This is a genomic window from Simkania negevensis Z, assembly GCF_000237205.1.
Lineage (GTDB): Bacteria > Chlamydiota > Chlamydiia > Chlamydiales > Simkaniaceae > Simkania > Simkania negevensis.
Map to the genome: position 1 here is coordinate 1,987,901 of NC_015713.1, position 17,066 is coordinate 2,004,966.

Annotated in this window: 18 protein-coding genes and 2 tRNA genes; 14 read left to right on the plus strand and 6 right to left on the minus strand. The window is 42.8% G+C overall.

The features are described 5' to 3' along the window. The first annotated feature begins 2 nt into the window (after nucleotides 1-2). Nucleotides 3-575 (plus strand): class I SAM-dependent methyltransferase, encoded by a 573-nt coding sequence (locus SNE_RS12425; protein WP_013944251.1) that lies wholly within the window; start codon nucleotides 3-5, stop codon nucleotides 573-575. A 97-nt stretch (nucleotides 576-672) separates the two neighbouring features. Here SNE_RS12425 and SNE_RS09755 read toward each other — a convergent pair. Further along, a tRNA-Arg gene (locus SNE_RS09755) sits at nucleotides 673-746 on the minus strand. 35 nt (nucleotides 747-781) lie between these two features. Here SNE_RS09755 and recO point away from each other — a divergent pair. Both recO and SNE_RS09765 read left to right on the plus strand, forming a co-directional pair. Beyond that, nucleotides 782-1,399: a DNA repair protein RecO gene (gene recO, locus SNE_RS12430; protein ID WP_013944252.1), complete on the plus strand. Its 618-nt coding sequence runs from the start codon at nucleotides 782-784 to the stop codon at nucleotides 1,397-1,399. A 205-nt stretch (nucleotides 1,400-1,604) separates the two neighbouring features. After that, nucleotides 1,605-3,068, plus strand: coding sequence for an NAD-dependent succinate-semialdehyde dehydrogenase (locus SNE_RS09765; RefSeq protein WP_013944253.1), 1,464 nt, complete (start codon nucleotides 1,605-1,607; stop codon nucleotides 3,066-3,068). A gap of 146 nt (nucleotides 3,069-3,214) precedes the next feature. Here the strand turns inward: SNE_RS09765 and SNE_RS09770 are convergent. Further along, nucleotides 3,215-3,298, minus strand: a tRNA-Leu gene (locus tag SNE_RS09770). A 59-nt stretch (nucleotides 3,299-3,357) separates the two neighbouring features. On the opposite strand from SNE_RS09770, the gene yidD reads away from it, so the two are divergent. Both yidD and SNE_RS09780 read left to right on the plus strand, forming a co-directional pair. Then, nucleotides 3,358-3,564, plus strand: a complete 207-nt coding sequence (gene yidD / locus SNE_RS09775) for a membrane protein insertion efficiency factor YidD (protein ID WP_041419031.1) — start codon at nucleotides 3,358-3,360, stop codon at nucleotides 3,562-3,564. A gap of 27 nt (nucleotides 3,565-3,591) precedes the next feature. Next, nucleotides 3,592-4,863 carry an MFS transporter gene (locus SNE_RS09780; RefSeq protein ID WP_013944255.1) on the plus strand — a complete coding sequence of 424 codons (1,272 nt, stop codon included), beginning with the start codon at nucleotides 3,592-3,594 and terminating at the stop codon, nucleotides 4,861-4,863. On the opposite strand, the gene SNE_RS09785 is transcribed toward SNE_RS09780, so the two are convergent. Next, a complete protein-coding gene (locus SNE_RS09785; protein ID WP_013944256.1) occupies nucleotides 4,817-5,944 on the minus strand; it encodes a LysM peptidoglycan-binding domain-containing protein in 1,128 nt (375 codons plus the stop codon). The two genes, SNE_RS09780 and SNE_RS09785, sit on opposite strands and share 47 nt — an antisense overlap. A 135-nt stretch (nucleotides 5,945-6,079) precedes the next feature. Between SNE_RS09785 and pheT the strand changes: the two genes are divergently transcribed. The 4 genes from pheT to SNE_RS09805 all read left to right on the plus strand — a co-directional run bounded on the left by pheT (nucleotide 6,080) and on the right by SNE_RS09805 (nucleotide 10,841). Next, the gene (gene pheT, locus SNE_RS09790) at nucleotides 6,080-8,467 is read left to right on the plus strand and encodes a phenylalanine--tRNA ligase subunit beta (protein ID WP_013944258.1); all 2,388 of its coding nucleotides are present in this window, start codon (nucleotides 6,080-6,082) and stop codon (nucleotides 8,465-8,467) included. A 103-nt stretch (nucleotides 8,468-8,570) separates the two neighbouring features. Next, nucleotides 8,571-9,572: a toxin-antitoxin system YwqK family antitoxin gene (locus SNE_RS09795; RefSeq protein WP_013944260.1), complete on the plus strand. Its 1,002-nt coding sequence runs from the start codon at nucleotides 8,571-8,573 to the stop codon at nucleotides 9,570-9,572. Beyond that, nucleotides 9,547-10,074: a methylated-DNA--[protein]-cysteine S-methyltransferase gene (locus tag SNE_RS09800; RefSeq protein ID WP_013944261.1), complete on the plus strand. Its 528-nt coding sequence runs from the start codon at nucleotides 9,547-9,549 to the stop codon at nucleotides 10,072-10,074. The genes SNE_RS09795 and SNE_RS09800 overlap by 26 nt, the downstream gene beginning before the upstream one ends. Before the next feature lie 590 nt (nucleotides 10,075-10,664). Further along, nucleotides 10,665-10,841, plus strand: coding sequence for a hypothetical protein (locus tag SNE_RS09805; RefSeq protein WP_231919502.1), 177 nt, complete (start codon nucleotides 10,665-10,667; stop codon nucleotides 10,839-10,841). On the opposite strand, the gene trhO is transcribed toward SNE_RS09805, so the two are convergent. Continuing rightward, nucleotides 10,838-11,785, minus strand: coding sequence for an oxygen-dependent tRNA uridine(34) hydroxylase TrhO (gene trhO / locus SNE_RS09810; RefSeq protein ID WP_013944263.1), 948 nt, complete (start codon nucleotides 11,783-11,785; stop codon nucleotides 10,838-10,840). The two genes, SNE_RS09805 and trhO, sit on opposite strands and share 4 nt — an antisense overlap. Nucleotides 11,786-11,817: 32 nt before the next feature. Further along, complete coding sequence (locus tag SNE_RS09815) at nucleotides 11,818-12,288, minus strand: hypothetical protein (RefSeq protein WP_013944264.1); 471 nt, start codon at nucleotides 12,286-12,288, stop codon at nucleotides 11,818-11,820. Between the two features lie 211 nt (nucleotides 12,289-12,499). Here SNE_RS09815 and rpsD point away from each other — a divergent pair, with 211 nt between their 5' ends. The 5 genes from rpsD (at nucleotide 12,500) to SNE_RS09840 (ending at nucleotide 16,017) form a co-directional block, all read left to right on the plus strand. Next, a complete protein-coding gene (rpsD, locus tag SNE_RS09820) occupies nucleotides 12,500-13,120 on the plus strand; it encodes a 30S ribosomal protein S4 (RefSeq protein ID WP_013944265.1) in 621 nt (206 codons plus the stop codon). An 82-nt stretch (nucleotides 13,121-13,202) separates the two neighbouring features. Further along, a complete protein-coding gene (locus tag SNE_RS09825) occupies nucleotides 13,203-14,060 on the plus strand; it encodes a deoxyribonuclease IV (protein WP_013944266.1) in 858 nt (285 codons plus the stop codon). After that, complete coding sequence (gene asnS, locus SNE_RS09830; RefSeq protein ID WP_041419034.1) at nucleotides 14,026-15,444, plus strand: asparagine--tRNA ligase; 1,419 nt, start codon at nucleotides 14,026-14,028, stop codon at nucleotides 15,442-15,444. Before SNE_RS09825 ends, asnS begins: the two co-directional genes overlap by 35 nt. A gap of 19 nt (nucleotides 15,445-15,463) precedes the next feature. Then, nucleotides 15,464-15,673 carry a hypothetical protein gene (locus SNE_RS09835; RefSeq protein ID WP_041419035.1) on the plus strand — a complete coding sequence of 70 codons (210 nt, stop codon included), beginning with the start codon at nucleotides 15,464-15,466 and terminating at the stop codon, nucleotides 15,671-15,673. Then, nucleotides 15,670-16,017 carry a tRNA-binding protein gene (locus SNE_RS09840; protein WP_013944269.1) on the plus strand — a complete coding sequence of 116 codons (348 nt, stop codon included), beginning with the start codon at nucleotides 15,670-15,672 and terminating at the stop codon, nucleotides 16,015-16,017. The genes SNE_RS09835 and SNE_RS09840 overlap by 4 nt, the downstream gene beginning before the upstream one ends. 22 nt (nucleotides 16,018-16,039) lie before the next feature. On the opposite strand, the gene SNE_RS09845 is transcribed toward SNE_RS09840, so the two are convergent. After that, the gene (locus SNE_RS09845; protein WP_013944270.1) at nucleotides 16,040-16,741 is read right to left on the minus strand and encodes a hypothetical protein; all 702 of its coding nucleotides are present in this window, start codon (nucleotides 16,739-16,741) and stop codon (nucleotides 16,040-16,042) included. Between the last annotated feature and the right edge of the window lie 325 nt (nucleotides 16,742-17,066).

The window sequence follows — 17,066 nt, forward strand, 5'->3', positions numbered from 1 at the left end:
AAATGATCCTCATGGATTGGAATGATGTTCACAGACTCATCAAGAGAAAACACCGCGCCTGTTACTTGAAGCTTCTCTCGTATTTTCACCAGATTGAAATCAAATCTATCGTTGAGATTGGAGTGTTCCGAGGGAAAAACGCAGAGGTCTTGCGAGAGATGTTTCCAGAGGCCCATCTTTATCTTATCGACCCTTGGCAACCCACTCGAGAATACCTCCAAAGCGGTAGCGCCGTTTCCGAAGATCTCTCCATTTATGAAAAAGCTTTCCGCCGTGTTGACAAACGTTTTGGCAGCGACTCCCAAGTGACGCTACTTAAAAAATGCTCTCATGAAGCATTTCATGACGTTCCTGAAAGAGTGGATCTTGTTTTTATTGATGCAAATCACGCCTATCCCATTGTGAAACAAGACATTCTCCTATGGAACCACAAAGTTCGACCTGGAGGCATTCTTTCAGGGCATAATTATGGAAGACCGCGACTTCCGGGGGTGAAAAAAGCTGTGGATGAAATTTTTGGAGACCAGTTTTTCCTTGGACAAGACGAAGTCTGGGCACACCTAAAACCGAAATAAAATCCTAAGGATGAACAGATGTGTTTTCAATTTTTGCCACGTTCGCAAGAAAAATTTCAAATGGAGGTCAATAAGACTATAGTTGAGGTTTTAAATGTGCACCGGAGAGGACTCGAACCTCTAACCACCTGATCCGAAGTCAGGTACTCTATCCAATTGAGCTACCGGTGCTCAAAGAGTGAAAAAATAGCATAATCGGGTAATAGATGAAAGAAAACAAATCAGAAGGAATCGTTTTAAAATCCTTTGCCTATAAGGAAACTGAGCGCATTCTCCACCTATTCACTCACGATCAGGGGATCATTCACCTGATTGTCAAACATCTTTCCCCTAAAAAACCTCAGCGGATTAACCTCTCTACCCCCCTTTGCCGTGGGCAGTATGTTTACCGCAAAGGCAAGTCTGACCTCTATACGCTCCTTGATGGATCAATCTTAAATTTGCACCTCCCCTTACGCCAATCTCTTAAGCAGCTCACAATAGGGGGGAAAATGCTCCAAGCGATTCACGACACCCAACTCCCAGAAAAACCCGCCCCCCAGCTCTACAATCTACTTGCCGCTTACCTCAAAAATCTTCCTCTATCCCCCGAAAACCTTTGGGCTAGCTTCCAACTCAAATTGCTGAAACACGAAGGGCTCATTTCATTTTCCAAACCGCAGATCAATTCTGCCCTCGGGATTCACACACTCACTGAAGAAGAATGGAACCACTTTCTACTTCTTGCTGAAGGACGGGACTTCTCCACATTAACCGCCTTCACCCCTCCCGAATCACTCAAAAAAAGTATTCACGACATTTTCTCTTCTTTCATTAAACTTTAACCTTCACTATTAGTAACCTGAACTCTGGGTTTATTTTGCTTAGTCTCAGGAGAGAAAGTTCTCTTAAATTCTCGGTATTTTTGCCGATGGAAAGGGCCAAACGGTCCTTTTCGAGGCAAAAAGATTGAGAAGAAAGAGAAAAATCCCTAAGAATGAGTGAAAGAAACCCAGAGTTCAGGTTAGTAGGGTTAACAGAGGAAATACTATGCTTAAACTCAAAGATCCTTCACTTCTTCGCACAGACAGCTACATCAATGGCAAGTGGATCAGGGGAAAAAGTTCATTTACTGTTAAAAATCCCTACGACGACAAAACTGTGGCTGAAGTGACTGAAGTTGGGCAGGCTGAAACCAAAAAAGCCATCGATTCGGCTCAAAAAGCCTTTGAAGAGTGGAAAAAACTCACTCCTAAACAACGAGGGGACTACCTGAAAAAATGGGAAGAACTCATCTATGAAAACTGGGATGATATCTGCACTATCTTGACCTATGAAGCAGGGAAACCCTTTGAACAATCAACTCACGAACTCATGGGGTGTACCGGATTTCTGAACTGGTATGCGCAAGAAGCCCATCGCCTCCATGGCTATACTTTGCAATCACCTGATCCGAACCGACGGTTCATGATTTTGCGCCAACCCATTGGAGTTGTCGGAATCATTTCCCCATGGAATTTCCCCTCTGTTCTCGTCATCCAAAAATGCGCCCCCGCTTTGGCTGCTGGTTGCACCGTTGTCCTCAAGCCCGCTGAAGACACCCCTCTCTCTGCGCTTGTCCATGCAGAACTCGCCCATCGAGCTGGCATTCCCCATGGAGTTTTCAATGTTCTCACCTGTAAAGACCCGACCGAAGTCGGCAATGAAATGACCTCAAATCCCCTTGTTCGCAAGCTTACCTTCACCGGTTCAACCGAAGTCGGAAAAAAACTTGCAGCTGCAGCTGGTAACACCATCAAAAACCTTTGCATGGAGCTGGGTGGCAACTGCCCTGCGATCATTTTTGAGGACGCCGATTTAGAAAAAGCGGTCCTCTCTACTTTTTGGTTCAAGTTTTACAATGCTGGTCAATGTTGCAATAACATCAATCGGATTTTCATACATGAGCGTCTTTACGATCAGTATGTCAAACAATTTCAAAAGATGATCGACAACTTTCTCAAACTTGGCTCAGGGATGGATAAAACGACTAACATTGGGCCTCTCATCAATGAGCAAGGAATTGCCAAAGTCGAAGAGCTTGTCGATGACGCCCTCAGTCAAGGGGCAACAGCTCTCCGTGGTGGCTGCCGAGCATCTAATGGACCCCTCTTTTACGAGCCCACACTTCTAATCGATGTCGATCCCAAAATGCGTATGTACCGTGAAGAGGTCTTTGGGCCTGTCGCAAGTTGCTACCAATTCAATGACGAAGACGAAGTGATTCGTATGGCAAACGACACCCACTACGGACTTGCAGCCTATCTTTATACAGAAAACATTGGGCGGAGCTGGCGTGTAGCCGAAGCCCTCGAAGCTGGATCTATTGGTGTAAACACCCATGATGTTGTTTCAGAACTTTTACCTTTTGGCGGCTGGAAGCAATCGGGAATTGGGCGAGAAAACTCTGCAGTGGAAAGCCTCAACGCTTACTGCGAAACAAAATCACTTGTCATTGCTGGCATTCAGCATTAGAGAGTGCCTACAAAGTCATTCCTTTATGCTTCTCAGTGAGAAGAGCGCCCTTCAGCGGCTCAAGCCTTAAGCCACCCATTTTTTGATCGCGTTTCCCCTCATGAATAAAAAAAACCCAAGTTGAAATAGCTTGGGTTAAAAAATCTTGCGAAAGGGGGGACTTGAACCCCCAAGCGATTTCTCGCACTACCACCTCAAGGTAGCGTGTCTGCCAATTCCACCACTTCCGCAAAAGTGAAGAAGAAAGTATAATACCGAATATCCCACTAACGAAGCAAGGAAATTTAGTGTGAAACTCCTCGTCATCGGTCTTGTTCGCCTCTATCAACTCATGATTAGCCCTTTCGTGGGAAACTGCTGTCGTTTTCACCCTTCCTGTTCGGAATATAGTATTTTGGCCCTCAAAAAACACGGTGTTCTCAAAGGGCTTTTCCTGACGCTTAAGCGGATTTGCAAATGTCACCCCTATCATTCAGGCGGCGTCGACTTTCCCTAAAATATCTTCTGTGATACTCGAAAGAAAATGAAGAGATTTTTACATCTAAGTTCCATTGCTCCTTGCCTTTTACCGATCATTATCGACTCGCTAGGATTTGGACTCGTTTACCCCATCTTGACTGCCATTTTTAACTCCCCCACTGGATCACAATTGGTGGGATCAACTTCAGAGCACCTCCATGCCTTTTATCTCGGGTTAGCTTACATGCTCTTTCCTTTTTGCATGCTATTTGGGGCTTCCTTTTTCGGAGACCTTTCCGATAACTTAGGACGAAAAAAGGTCATTGGTCTATGCATGATTGGCATGGTCTTGAGCTTTCTTATCATGGCCTTGGGAATTTCAATTTTAAGCCTATCTCTTTTTCTTATCGGCCGTGGATTGACAGGTCTCATGGCAGGGAGTCAACCGATCGCGCAAGCAGCGATAGCAGACCTTTCAACCCCAAAAACCAAAGCATTCAACATGAGCATCATGACATTCACCCTTTCTGTAGGGATTGTCATTGGCCCATTGATGGGCGGATTTTTCTCTGATCCCTATCTCGTCAAAGGGTTTGGATTTTGGACTCCGTTTGTTGCTGCTGCGCTCTTGTCTTTGATTGCTTTTTTTTGGATTTTCTTTGGATTTAAAGAAACCTTCAACGTGAAAGAAAAAAAGAAACTCCAACTCTTACGCCCCCTGCTCATTTTTAAAGAAGGATTTGAAAAAAAAACCGTCCGCTATCTCATTTTACTCTTCGCTTGTAACCAAGTAGGTTTCGGAATATTTTTTCAAACCATCCTAATCCAAATTAATCAAGACTTTCACTATAGCCGCCTCCTTCTCGGGATCTTCAATGGTTGGATTGGTCTAGGATTTGCAATAGGGCTTCTCTTTCTCATTCCTTACACTCTCAAAAAGTGGAAAGTTGAAACAGTCGGTGTGCTCACACTAACGGGAACAGGTCTCTTTGAACTCCTTTCTGGGGCCAATTATAATGCGCCATTTACTTGGGCCTTAGCTCTCGTGGTTGCCATGGCAGATATTGTTGCGTACACAATGATCATGACCATTTTTTCAAACGCAGCTGACAAAAACTCTCAAGGATGGATTATGGGAATTTTTGGAGCAGTGGTTGCCATATCCTTTGCACTTGCAGGTTTTTCAACAAACCTACTTGAATTAACCGGCACTCATGGCCTGATCGCATTAGGGGGAGGGTTACAACTCATCAGCGCTTTCCTCCTCTGGCATTTTATTCGGCAGCATCCTAATTATGCTGAGCATGGGGAATCTGGAGCCTCTGCCCAGGCGTGAGAACATCTGACTGCAATTGATTAGCTTCGCGGATTTTCTCCATCGAAATATCGAAATGCCGAGATACCCCCCAAAGTGAATCCCCTTTTTGAACAACATACTCTTGAGAAGAAACTCTGACTTCTTTTCCCCAAGACTGAATACGAGCTTTTGCGAGTTCCCTTATGTGATCACTCCGAGCAGAAGTTGCTATCCGATTCAAAAAAAGCTCAACTTCTGCTGTCTGTTGATCTAACAGCCCTATAAAACTCTCGAGTTTTTCATCACTAAAGCGCAAATAAGGATGATCAGGATCAAGGGCAACTAGCAAGTATCCAGCAAGTTTTGAATTTTCAAATCCTGATAGAAATTGACCGATATTTTGGATTTCTCCTGTGGGATGTGAGACTGTTTCCGTAACAGTTCTCTCAATGAGTTTCCAGCTGCCTTCTAAAAGAAGGGAAAGCAATGTTTCTCGCTTAAACACGAAAGGCAAGCGACTAAAAGCCCGCTCAATGGCAAAAAACTCTTTTGATAAGAAGAACGCCTCCATAAGTGACGATGGAATGTTTTCCCGTCGATGTTTCATCTCTTCATAAAGCCCTTCTGAAGTTAATGGCCACATTTCTGCGCGGGCAAAATAATGAATCACCTGAAACCGCTCCTCATCCAATCCAGGAAAAAGTTCTATATTTTTTTCTGGCTTGGAATAAGAGAAGGCCCGTTTTTGAAATTCCATTCCTGGAAGAGCTCGTTGCAAATCGAAATGGTGGTAAGCCACAAGACAAGAGAGGGCAAGGTCTCTTTTCCGATACCCTTGCTCGAGAACTTCTTCATTTCTTAGCAATTGAATCAGCTCGGCAAAAGAGAGTTTTTCAAACGCTTCTAAAACGGCACCATTCGACTGGGAAAGGGAAGCACGTTTCCCAACCCTTTTCGAAGCTGTCTTGGCCTGAAGTAGTGTTTCAACTTTTTTTTCTTTAATGATGAAGGTAATGAAAGTTGCCAGTAGTCCAAGATTGAGAGCCACGCTGATAATGAGCGCATGGACAAGGGGACGAGATCGTTTGGAAACGTGCCCTTCAAACAAGGCATCATGCATCAATTTATTCCTTCAAAAAATAAGCAGGATATCAAAAACTGTTTCCAATAGCTAGCAAATCTGCTAAAATCCCTCTCAAAACCCAAATGAGCGCCCATAAGTCAGCACTTGGGGTTAAAACTTTAATGAGAAACAATGTTAGTTCCCTTATCCTGGTTACAAGATTATATCCCCTTATCGCACTCGCCCGAAGAGCTCGCGGAAATCCTCACCTTAGCAGGGCTCGAAGTTGACAAAGTTGAGCAAACGCTCTTTTCATTTAGCAACGTTGTCGTCGGAGAAGTCCTCAAAGTAGAGCCCCATCCCAGTGCCGATAAACTCAAAGTCGCTCAAGTTTCTGATGGAGCCGAAACTTTTCAAGTCGTATGTGGCGATCCGAGCTGCCAAGCCGGCATGCGCACAGCTTTTGCAAAGCTCGACGCATACCTAACAGATGATGAGGGAAAAACCTTTAAAATCAAAAAAGCAAAACTACGCGATGTCGAATCATTTGGAATGCTCTGCACAGAAAAAGAGCTTGGCCTATCTGACCACCACGAAACCATTATGCAACTTCCAAAAGATGCACCACTAGGAACCGATTTAAGGGAAATTTTTGGCGATACCATTTTTGAAATTTCGCTGACTCCCAACTTAGGACACTGTATGAGTATGCTGGGCATTGCCCGCGACTTAGCAGCCATGATCGACTCCAAAGCTCATCGTCCCTCATTCCAACTTGAAGAAAACTCTCATGAAAAAACTTCAGATGCCCTCTCAGTTGAAATTAAAGCTCCTGAAGCCTGCCCACGCTACAGCTGCCGTCTCATTCGCAATGTGAAAATCGCTCTTTCGCCTCTTTGGCTCAAGAAGCGCCTTGAAGCAGCTGGTGTCCGCAGCATTAATAACATCGTCGATGTGACCAACTACATCATGCTTAGCTGTGGTCAACCCATGCACGCCTTCGACTACGAAAAAATTGGCGGGCAAAAAATTTCGGTGCAGCTTACTGAAAAAGAGACGACATTAAAAACCCTCGACGGCGAAAAGCGGAAGATTCCTGAAGGAATCCTCATGATCTACGACCAGACAAAACCAATCGCCGTAGCAGGAGTCATGGGAGGAGCAGAATCAGAAGTGCAAGATCAGACCCGCCATATTCTTTTAGAAGCAGCCGATTTCAATTCATCTGTTGTGCGTCGCGGAAGCAAAGGACTGAATTTACGAAGCGAATCTTCTAGCCGATTTGAACGGGGAATCGATCATGAAGGTGTCACCAAAGCTCTCGATCAAGCTGCCTATCTCATCCAAAAAGTTGCTGGAGGAGAAATTGCTGAAGGAATGATCGACGTTATTCCCAAACAACGGAAAGAAAAAAAAATCAAATGCCGGATTCACCGTGTCAATGAAATTTTAGGAACCACCCTAAGTTACAGTGAAATCGAATCTTTCCTTCATCGACTTGAAATGGACGTCGACACAACCGACGAAGAAATTTTCGAAGTGACCATCCCTTCCTATAGAAATGACATCCATCAAGAAATCGATCTTATCGAAGAAATTGCTCGGATCTACGGCTACAATAATATCGATAAAGGAGAAGGTCGGGTTATCAACTCCCCTATTCCTCATACCCCGATGTATCTCGTTGAGCAAAAAATGCGTACACTTCTCTTGCGTGAAGGATTACAAGAGTTTTTAACTTGCGACCTGATCAGTCCCAAACTTTCCGAGCTCTGCTTGGAAAAAGGCTCTTCCGATCTTAAAGCCATAGAAGTTTTACATCCGAGCTCTGTAGATCAGTCCATTTTGCGGACCTCCCTCTTACCAGGTCTATTGCAAGCAGTCAAACACAACTTTGACCGGCAAACACACGACATCTCGGCTTTCGAAATCGGACGGGTTCACTTCAAACTTGAAGAACACTTTCACGAGAGGACTTCTGCTGCCCTTGTGATGACTGGAAAACGCAATCCCCATTATTTCGAAGGGAAAGGGGCCCATGTCGATTTTTTCGACCTCAAAGGAATTTTAGAAAATGTCATCGTTGGGTTTGGCATTCCCATGCCAACCTTCTCACCTTCACATCTCAAGAGTTTTCATCCTGGAAAGCAAGCAGCCCTTCATGTAGGCTCCATTCGCATTGGAGTCTGCGGCGAAATCCATCCCGAACGGTTAGAAACACTTGACATTGATAAACCAGTTCTATTTGCACAGCTCGATCTGCACGATCTTTTTGAATTGCAAGGAGGTTTCACTCAAATGGCGCCTCTCCCACAGTTTCCTGACTCAGATCGAGACCTCACTCTTACCCTTAAAAAAGAGATTCCGATGGAGAAAGTAATGAAGCACTTGCGCGAGTTTAAATCAAAGCTACTGAAAGACTTCTTCCTCCTAGACCTCTATGAAAGTGATAAAATTGGAGCTGATTTCAAAAACATCACCCTCCGCTTCACTTATCGGGATGATGAAAAAACTGTCGAGCAAGCTCAAGTCGAAAAGGAGCATGAGCGCTTAGTAGAGACTCTAAAAAACCTCTCCTAACTTTTTGAGATTTCAGAGATTTCACTTTTCGGTTTATCTTCATTTCCCGAAATGCTAAGATGTAAAAATCGAATCATAACTCAATGAGGTCTGAGGTCAAACTATGAAAAGGTTAATCCCATATTTCCTCCCAGTGCTMGCTCTCTTCACGGTGGGATGTCATAACTCAAATCACGACAAGGATGAACAGGTCGTCTCAAAGCGCTATATTCATAAATACGGCTATGATGTTTCAAAAGAAGAGTGGGAAACAGCAACTTACCCTGGGCAAGTCATCACAACTTTGCGCAATGGGATCACTGTAACTGCCTCATATGAAGATGGAATGCTTCATGGACCAACGACATACACTTATCCTCATTCTAACTCTCTCGAATCACTCAACATCTATGAGCGTGGTAATCTTGTGAAAAAGACCTCTTATACTTTAAGAGGAATCCCCTTCAAGGAAGAAGTTTTCATGTCTCCTTCTCACCATAAAATCACGAAGTGGTACACTGCTGGGACGCCTCTGAGTGTTGAAGAATACCACAACAGTGAGCTTCTTGAAGGAGAGTACTACAACAAAAACAATGAAGTCATCGAACGTGTTAGAAAAGGAGCTGGAATACGCCTGACTCGCGATCAGCACGAAAAGGTCATTGCTAAAGAAACTATTGAAAATGGATACCCCATCCTTCGTGAAACTTTCCACCCCCATGGTGTGCCCCATACCATTGTCTCACTTTCTGGCGGAAAAATTCATGGCGAGAAAAAAGTTTACGCTCCATCAGGTGAGCCGATCTCTTGTGAAAATTATCGGCATAACGTCTTGCATGGCCCTGCAACTTACTACCAAAACGGATACCGTTACCTTGAAATCAATTACCGCAATGGGGTGAAACATGGCACAGAACGGCACTTTGTCGATGGAGAAACCATCGTCGAAGAAACCCAGTGGTATGATGGATTCAAACACGGCACCTCCATTGTTTACTTTGATGGGATGTCGAAAACACGTTACTTCTACAACAACGCTCTTGTCTCTAAAGATCGCTATCGCGAACTGATCGAGCAAGAAGAAAACATTGCAATTATGAATGATCGAGCAAAACGACTCGACTAATCTTCTATTGGATGCCTCGCTAGAGGCATCCAGTCCTTCATTTGGGGTTTCTTTTTACCTCGAAGGTAACACTATCTCACGCATTACCCTCTTTGACTCGCCCTCTTTCTACTGCAATATTTACGGGAAATCACCACTAAAAACTCAAATTCTCAATTGGATTCAAACTTACCTTAAGAAACAAGAGCCCCCGCCTCTTCCTCTTGATCTATCCCATCTTTCGACTTTTACCCGAAAAGGACTCCTAGCTATCCAAAAAATCCCCTTCGGCTCTACTGCCTCCTACCAAGAGGTTGCACGTAAAGTCGGAGATCCTAAAGCAGCCCGTGCGATCGGAAATGTCTGTAACCGGAACCCCTTTCCCCTTGTGATTCCCTGTCACCGTGTGATTAGCGCTAATCAATCGATAGGTGGCTTTGGCTACTCTTTGGAACTAAAAATGAATCTCTTAGCTTTTGAAAACAAAATTCCTACTAGCCCTGAAGAAATTCCTGAAAAATGAAAAAATTCGCACAGGAATACAGGCAAAAACTCAAAAAACACAGAGCATCCTTTTAAGTAAGCAGCTTGGGTACACATGGAACTTGTTAACCTGAACTCTGGGTTTATTTTGCTTAGTCTCAGGAGAGGAAGTTCTCTTAAATTCTCGGTATTTTTGCCGATGGAAAGGGCCAAACGGTCCTTTTTGAGGCAAAAAGGGTGAGAAGAAAGAGAAAAATCCCTGAGAATGAGTGAAAGAAACTCAGAGTTCAGGTTGTTAATATCCATCCATTTGAAGATGCATGCGAAAGAATTGCTTGCATTTTCATGAATGCCGAGCTCAAACGCTGGGGATATCTCACCGTTGTGATTTTAGATGATACTACTTTCTCTAAGAGAGAGGGTTTCCTAGTCATATGCATAAAAAATTAACGTAGATACAAGATAAATGCAGATGCAAAACTGGTGTTATCTTACTGTATTTCTTCCATTTAAAACACCTGTTCTCCAGGCAAGTTGAAATGAAAAAAAACTCATTTTTTTTTGAAGTTTGGCACATTTTCCGCATATGAATAAATGAAAACATTACATCAATTGTTATGTGAGGGGGAAATGGACCAAGACAAACTGTTAAAGAAGATTGCGAMGCTCGAATCCTTATGCGATCAGCTTCAGTCTGAAATGAATTACCTCGATCAGCTGCTTGTAGAAGTAGGCTTCGAAGAAGGACTTAAGACCTTGAAGGCCGCTGCTATCGAATTGATCGATAAGAAAAAACACACTGATTAGTGGGGATATTTTTGCTTCTCTTCAAAGGGAAGTTTGCGGAAGGGCTTAGGCTTCTCCTGCGGAGTCGCTTCGCGACGACGAGGAGCATCTATGCACTCTGACGAGCAACACCCTAGGAACTTTTTGCAGCATTCGATACAACACAAAAAGAGTGCGTTACAATCCATGTTAGCACAATTATAGCAAGAATCTGTCTTGGTATGGCAGTGGCGACACTCACCAATCGTCTCATTTGGCTCATCTGCAATGGGAACCACTAACCGATCATCAAATACGAAAAGATTTCCCTTCCAATGGTCATTCCCGACCTCTTGACCATATTTGATCACTCCACCTTCTAGCTGATAAACCTCATCAAACCCTTCCTCTTTCATCAAACAAGAGTAAAGCTCACACCGAATTCCTCCAGTGCAGTACATGAGAACCCGAGTTTTTTCGGGATCGTACTTCTTTTTAAGCTGTTTTACTGAGTCGGGAAACTCACGAAACGTCTTGAAATCAGGCTTTTCAGCTCCTTCAAAGTGGCCAACTTCCCATTCATAATCATTGCGGACATCTAGAACGATGGTATTTTTGTCCTTCTCATCGAGCATTTTCTTCCACTCGGCAGCTGTTGCATGCTTGCCCCCTTTAGCATAGTCGACCTTTTGATCGAGAGCGACTAGTTGCTGACGGTACTTTACAGTCTTTTTGGGGAATACATGTTCATGATGGTGGTGGATTTTGATGTCGGTACCTTTAAACCGTTCATCTTCTAGAAACCAATCAAAAAAAGCATGAGCATGAGGCTCAGCTACGCTCATTTGCGCATTGATTCCTTCCTCATTGATATAGATTCGACCTACCACATCATGCGTATCGAAAAACTGCTTAAACTCCTTCACAAGAGCGTTAGGGTCTTCAAGAGGTTTAATAAGATAAAATGCGAGTACAAGATAATCCATGCTAAGCAGATTATCTCAGTTGGAAAAATAAATCAAGCAAGGGCTGCTTGCTTACGATCGATATCTGCAAGTCGTCCTTTTAGCATTTCAATCTCGCCTTGAAGCAATCGTACCTTATTATGAGGCGTCAAAAGATTGTCATGCTTAGGATCGACTCCGAGTCCTTCCTCAAGATATTTCTCAAGCTCTTGAAGGCGGAGGTTAAGATGCTCTTTTTGAGCTGCATAGAATTTGTTTTGAACATCGAGTTGCCGCTCAGGGTCCATATGTTCAAGCCGAGTCCGTATAGTTTGAAACGATTCGTTACACTTAGCAGTGAGCTTTTTGACTTCTTCTTCGCTTAGGTTTGATTGCTTTGAAAGTCGATGAAACCTGTTAAGTAATTGATTTTCAATATCTTGATACTCAGCAAATAGCTTCATATCAAGAAAATTTCTTCTCATCAAATCACGGGCAATGACCCTTGTTTCAAAAGCTAAGGCTTCCCAAGATATTTTACTCATGCCAATTTGATCCTCACTTCACTGGATGTCTGGCTCCCCAATTTGATTATATCATATTTTCAAATAAAAAATCAAATCCATATCAATCTGATTATAAATAACTTATATATTTTTTATTCTTTCCCCCTGTTGGAAATTCCCCTTGTCCAAAATTCCCTAGATGAATTACGATGGATTGTTTCACAATTGGCCTGAGTTATAAGGAGAAAGAATGTCACGCTACACTGGCCCCAAAAACCGCATCGCAAGACGCTTTGGAGTAAACATTTTTGGACGCTTACGCAATCCACTCTTGCACAAGCCCAATCCTCCTGGAGTTCACGGAGCAAAACGACGCAAAAAATCAGACTACGGTGTTCAGCTAGAAGAAAAGCAAAAGCTTAAAGCTGTTTACGGAATGCTAACAGATAAACAACTCCTTCGTTACTACCACGAATCAGTTCAGAAACAAGGGAACACTGCCCACCTTCTTCTCGAGCGCCTCGAGTGCCGTTTAGATAACATCGTTTATAAGCTAAAATTAGCTTCGACAATCTTCCAAGCACATCAGCTTGTGTCTCATGGACATGTTCTAGTTGACGGCAAGAAAGTCGATGTCCGCTCATTCTTAGTGAAACCAGGAATGACGATTTCGATTAAAGAAAAATCACATAACATGAAAGTTGTCAAAGATGCTGTGGCAAATACTTCTCGCGAAGTTCCTGAGTATCTTTCATTAGATGACAAAAAAATGTCTGGGCAACTTCTTTCAATTCCACAAGTCGAACAGATTGTGCTTCCATTGCCAATCAACATCGCTCTTGTTTGCGAATTCTTAGCCCACACTCACTAATCTACTAAAGCTACAGAAAGCATACTTGCTTTCTGTAGCTCGTTTGAGTTAACCTCATGCGAAAAAATAGCTTAAGTTTATGATGCCTGCAGATCAATTGCTAATTGGCGCCCATACTTCGATCAGTGGAGGGGTTCATCAAGCCCTCCTAAGAGGAAAGCAAATCGGAGCGACAACCATTCAAATTTTCACCGCCAACCAAAAACAATGGGTTGGGCGTCCCATCCCAGAAGAAGAAATAGCTCTATGGCATGAAACGCTTGCTTCTCTCAATATCAAAAAAGTTATGAGTCATGACAGCTACCTCATTAACCTCGGTACACCCAAAGAAGATAACTTGGCCAAAAGCTTAAACGCCTTTGAAGCAGAAATCAAACGGTGCTTAGATTTGAAACTGAGCTTTCTCAATTTCCATCCTGGTGCTGCAACAGGTGATACTGAAGAAAACTGTCTCAATCGCATTGTTGAAAGCTTGCTCAAGATGGAGCCTTTATTCGAGCAAAACTCTGGTCTCACTTTGCTCATTGAAGCCACCGCAGGACAAGGCACTTCTGTCGGACATCGGTTTAAGCACCTCGCGCATATCATTCAAGGAGTCAAAGGCAAACTCCCAATTGGAGTCTGTATTGATACCTGTCATATTTTCTGCGCAGGATATGACATTCGCAATCAAGAAGCCTGGGAAAAGACTTTAACAGAATTTGACCAAGTGGTGGGTCTTGATTATTTGCAGGCCCTCCATGTCAACGACTCTAAACATCCTTTAGGATCGCGGAAGGACCGGCATGAGTCGCTTGGAAAAGGTGAAATCGGCGCCGAAGGATTTCGGGCCATGATGCAACATCCTAAATTACGTGAAATCCCTAAATACTTGGAAACGCCCCATGGAGACACAATGTGGAAAGATGAAATCGCCCTGCTTAGAGAGTTTGCAGGATAGAACCAAAATCAAGGCGATTTTAGAAGCTGAAGAATCTGCAATTCTTGGAAAAAATGTCACAGTCTGCGGCTGGATTCGGACAGTTCGCGATCAAAAGTCTTTTGCCTTCATCGAAATCAGTGACGGCTCATGTTTTTCAACCATCCAAGCTGTTGCGGATGCCAAGCTTCCCAGCTATGAAGCAAAAATCGCAGAGCTTTCAACTGGGGCTGCTATTGCCATTAGTGGAGAAGTTGTTAAAAGCCCCGGAAATAAGCAAAAGTATGAAATTCAAGTCAGTTCAATTGAGCTCTTTGGCACCTGCCCAAATGATTTCCCTCTTCAGAAAAAACGGCATTCATTTGATTTCCTCCGCAGCATTGCCCATCTCCGCCCTAGAACGAATACGCAAGGAGCTGTCGCCCGCGTCCGCAGTCGACTCGCCTACGCAACACACCGTTTTTTTCAAGAGCGCGGCTTTGTTTACCTCCAATCTCCGATCATCACCGCTTCAGATTGCGAAGGAGCAGGAGAACTCTTTCAAATCACCACACTCAATTTAGATAATCCCCCTCGTGACAAAGGTAAGATCGACTACAAACAAGACTTTTTTTCCAAACCTGCTTTTCTCACTGTTTCAGGTCAGCTCAATGCTGAAGCTTATGCAACAGCTCTCTCAGATGTTTACACTTTTGGCCCAACATTCCGAGCAGAAAACTCGAACACCTCACGCCATTTGGCCGAGTTTTGGATGATCGAACCTGAAATGGCTTTTGCAAATTTAAACACCGTTGCTAATCTCGCGGAAGATTATCTCAAATGTTTGATCCAAGAAGCTCTAAGCTGCGATCAAGACATGCAGTTCTTCAATGAACATATCGATAAAGGGATCATTGAACGTTTGCAACACGTTCATGACTCCCCATTTATTCGTATGACTTATACCGAAGCCATCGACATTTTGAAAAAGTCAAACAAGCCCTTCGAATACCCCGTTGAATGGGGATCTGATTTGCAGTCAGAACATGAGCGATACATTGCCGAAGAGTATTGCAAAAAACCAGTCATTCTCACCAACTATCCCAAAGAGATCAAAGCCTTTTACATGCGCAATAACGAAGATGGAAAAACCGTTGCTGCGCTCGACGTTCTCGTCCCAAAGATTGGAGAAATCATTGGAGGAAGTCAAAGAGAAGAAAGATACGACATTTTGACAAAAAAAATCGAAGCGATTGGTCTTGACCCCCACGCATATGCTTGGTATCTCGACCTCCGCAAATATGGAACTGTTCCTCATGGTGGCTTTGGATTAGGTTTTGAACGACTTGTCCAATTTGTCACTGGTATCGAGAATATCCGAGATGCCATCGCATTTCCCCGTGTTCCCGGTCAATGTGAATTTTAACACTCAAAATAGAGAAAGTATGTCAGCTATTAATAACAATAATCGAAATTGGTGGATTCAGGCTGCAAATTTAGAGGGATTCGATGGACCTGTCCATCCGAAGGATAAAGTCAACGAAGGACCGAAGCTAAAACCAATCTCCGAGGTAGATGARGATAGTTTTTYCCTCCTTGAACAAGCAAATGTTGAGCAAAAAAACTTACCTGGTAAGCTAGAAAAGAAAAAATGACCCTACAATCAGAAATTTCCTTTGAGGAATTTACAAAAGTCGAACTTCGCTCAGGAACAATCGTTAAAGCAGAGCCATTTCCCAAAGCGCATAAGCCTGCTTACAAAATTTGGGTCGACTTCGGCTCAGAAATTGGAACGAAACAAACTTCTGCTCAAGTCACAATCAACTACACTCTGGAAAACCTAATTGGTAAAAGAGTGATTGGTTGTGTCAATCTTGGGACAAAAAATATCGGAGGGTTCACATCCGAGTTTCTACTTGTTGGTTTTGAAGATGAAGGAGGAGCTATCTCTTTAGCAACAATTGATTCAGACGTCCCAAATGGGAAAAAATTGCACTAACGTCTTGCTACGCTAACTAAGATTAGCTTTGACTTTGACGAAATTTTTGAATCAAAAATTCTGCAAATTGATCCAGTTCTTTTCCAAAAGCTTGAAGGTTCTCTTTTTGTTTTTCCTTTGAAAATCTTTTCTGACACAAGCCCCCTATAGGAATTAGGCGATCTTCATACAAAATTAAAGTTACTAATCTCAATTGAGAATCTTCTCTGTAAAATTCTTCTAGTAAACTCCAAATAGGCAGAAATAAATTGTCTTTCGCTTCATTTATTTGGTCCCAAACATTCCAAATTTCCTGTCTCTTTTTTTCAAATTTCATCTGAATCTCTTCAATCACAAAAAGAGACTTGCTACCATTGAATTCTATTAATTCATTTTCGATAACATCGGCTTCATTGCAAAGGATCTCTTTTTCTTCGTAAAGCTTTGATATCGATTCAATTTTATCTTTTTCAGGCAAAAAGGCTATCCATGGATATGCTAGGCCATGATCTAGATGCCCTTCGCAAGATTGAACGGTGGAATAACCTAAAAGATTCAGAACTATGATAGCTTTTTTTATTCCCTCATCTACTGGCATACCTCTGCCGTCTCTTATCTCTTCAACAAACGCTTCCATTTTTTCCCAAGCCATCACCTGAGATGAAGAAAGCTCTTTTGGCAATTCTCCGAAAAGAATAGTTTGCAAACCTGTAAGGAAGAAGATTTTGATCATCAAATTTTTCATATTTGAAACCCTACCTTTCTCCAAGACGACTGTATATAAGAAGCTAAGTATATCTTCGTATCCTCATATGGAGATATCGTAGAATTGCCATTTATTGAAGCATAACTTGCTACCATCATTCCCTCATTTTTATTAAGTGAATCTCATAGGATTTTACGTTAAAACAAAAACAAGTAAAAGATAATGTTTTGCGCATAAATTGCATCAATTGAAAGCCTCCAAAGAGCTGGCTTCATCATTTTTAAGGAAAGCTACAGGCAACTGCATTAACTTCTTGCTAGAAAAACTCCAAACATCTATAAAAGAAAATCATAACCTCCCGGTT

What these genes read in the sequence shown, in the direction of transcription:
- SNE_RS09765 (WP_013944253.1), top strand. Translation starts at nt 1,605, where the DNA reads ATGCTTAAACTCAAAGATCCTTCACTTCTTCGCACAGACAGCTACATC.
- SNE_RS12425 (WP_013944251.1), top strand. Translation starts at nt 3, where the DNA reads ATGATCCTCATGGATTGGAATGATGTTCACAGACTCATCAAGAGAAAA.
- recO (WP_013944252.1), top strand. Translation starts at nt 782, where the DNA reads ATGAAAGAAAACAAATCAGAAGGAATCGTTTTAAAATCCTTTGCCTAT.
- SNE_RS09785 (WP_013944256.1), bottom strand. Translation starts at nt 5,944, where the DNA reads ATGCATGATGCCTTGTTTGAAGGGCACGTTTCCAAACGATCTCGTCCC.
- SNE_RS09845 (WP_013944270.1), bottom strand. Translation starts at nt 16,741, where the DNA reads ATGAAAAATTTGATGATCAAAATCTTCTTCCTTACAGGTTTGCAAACT.
- pheT (WP_013944258.1), top strand. Translation starts at nt 6,080, where the DNA reads ATGTTAGTTCCCTTATCCTGGTTACAAGATTATATCCCCTTATCGCAC.
- SNE_RS09840 (WP_013944269.1), top strand. Translation starts at nt 15,670, where the DNA reads ATGACCCTACAATCAGAAATTTCCTTTGAGGAATTTACAAAAGTCGAA.
- trhO (WP_013944263.1), bottom strand. Translation starts at nt 11,785, where the DNA reads ATGGATTATCTTGTACTCGCATTTTATCTTATTAAACCTCTTGAAGAC.
- rpsD (WP_013944265.1), top strand. Translation starts at nt 12,500, where the DNA reads ATGTCACGCTACACTGGCCCCAAAAACCGCATCGCAAGACGCTTTGGA.
- SNE_RS09800 (WP_013944261.1), top strand. Translation starts at nt 9,547, where the DNA reads ATGATCGAGCAAAACGACTCGACTAATCTTCTATTGGATGCCTCGCTA.
- SNE_RS09825 (WP_013944266.1), top strand. Translation starts at nt 13,203, where the DNA reads ATGCCTGCAGATCAATTGCTAATTGGCGCCCATACTTCGATCAGTGGA.
- SNE_RS09815 (WP_013944264.1), bottom strand. Translation starts at nt 12,288, where the DNA reads ATGAGTAAAATATCTTGGGAAGCCTTAGCTTTTGAAACAAGGGTCATT.
- asnS (WP_041419034.1), top strand. Translation starts at nt 14,026, where the DNA reads ATGAAATCGCCCTGCTTAGAGAGTTTGCAGGATAGAACCAAAATCAAG.
- SNE_RS09780 (WP_013944255.1), top strand. Translation starts at nt 3,592, where the DNA reads ATGAAGAGATTTTTACATCTAAGTTCCATTGCTCCTTGCCTTTTACCG.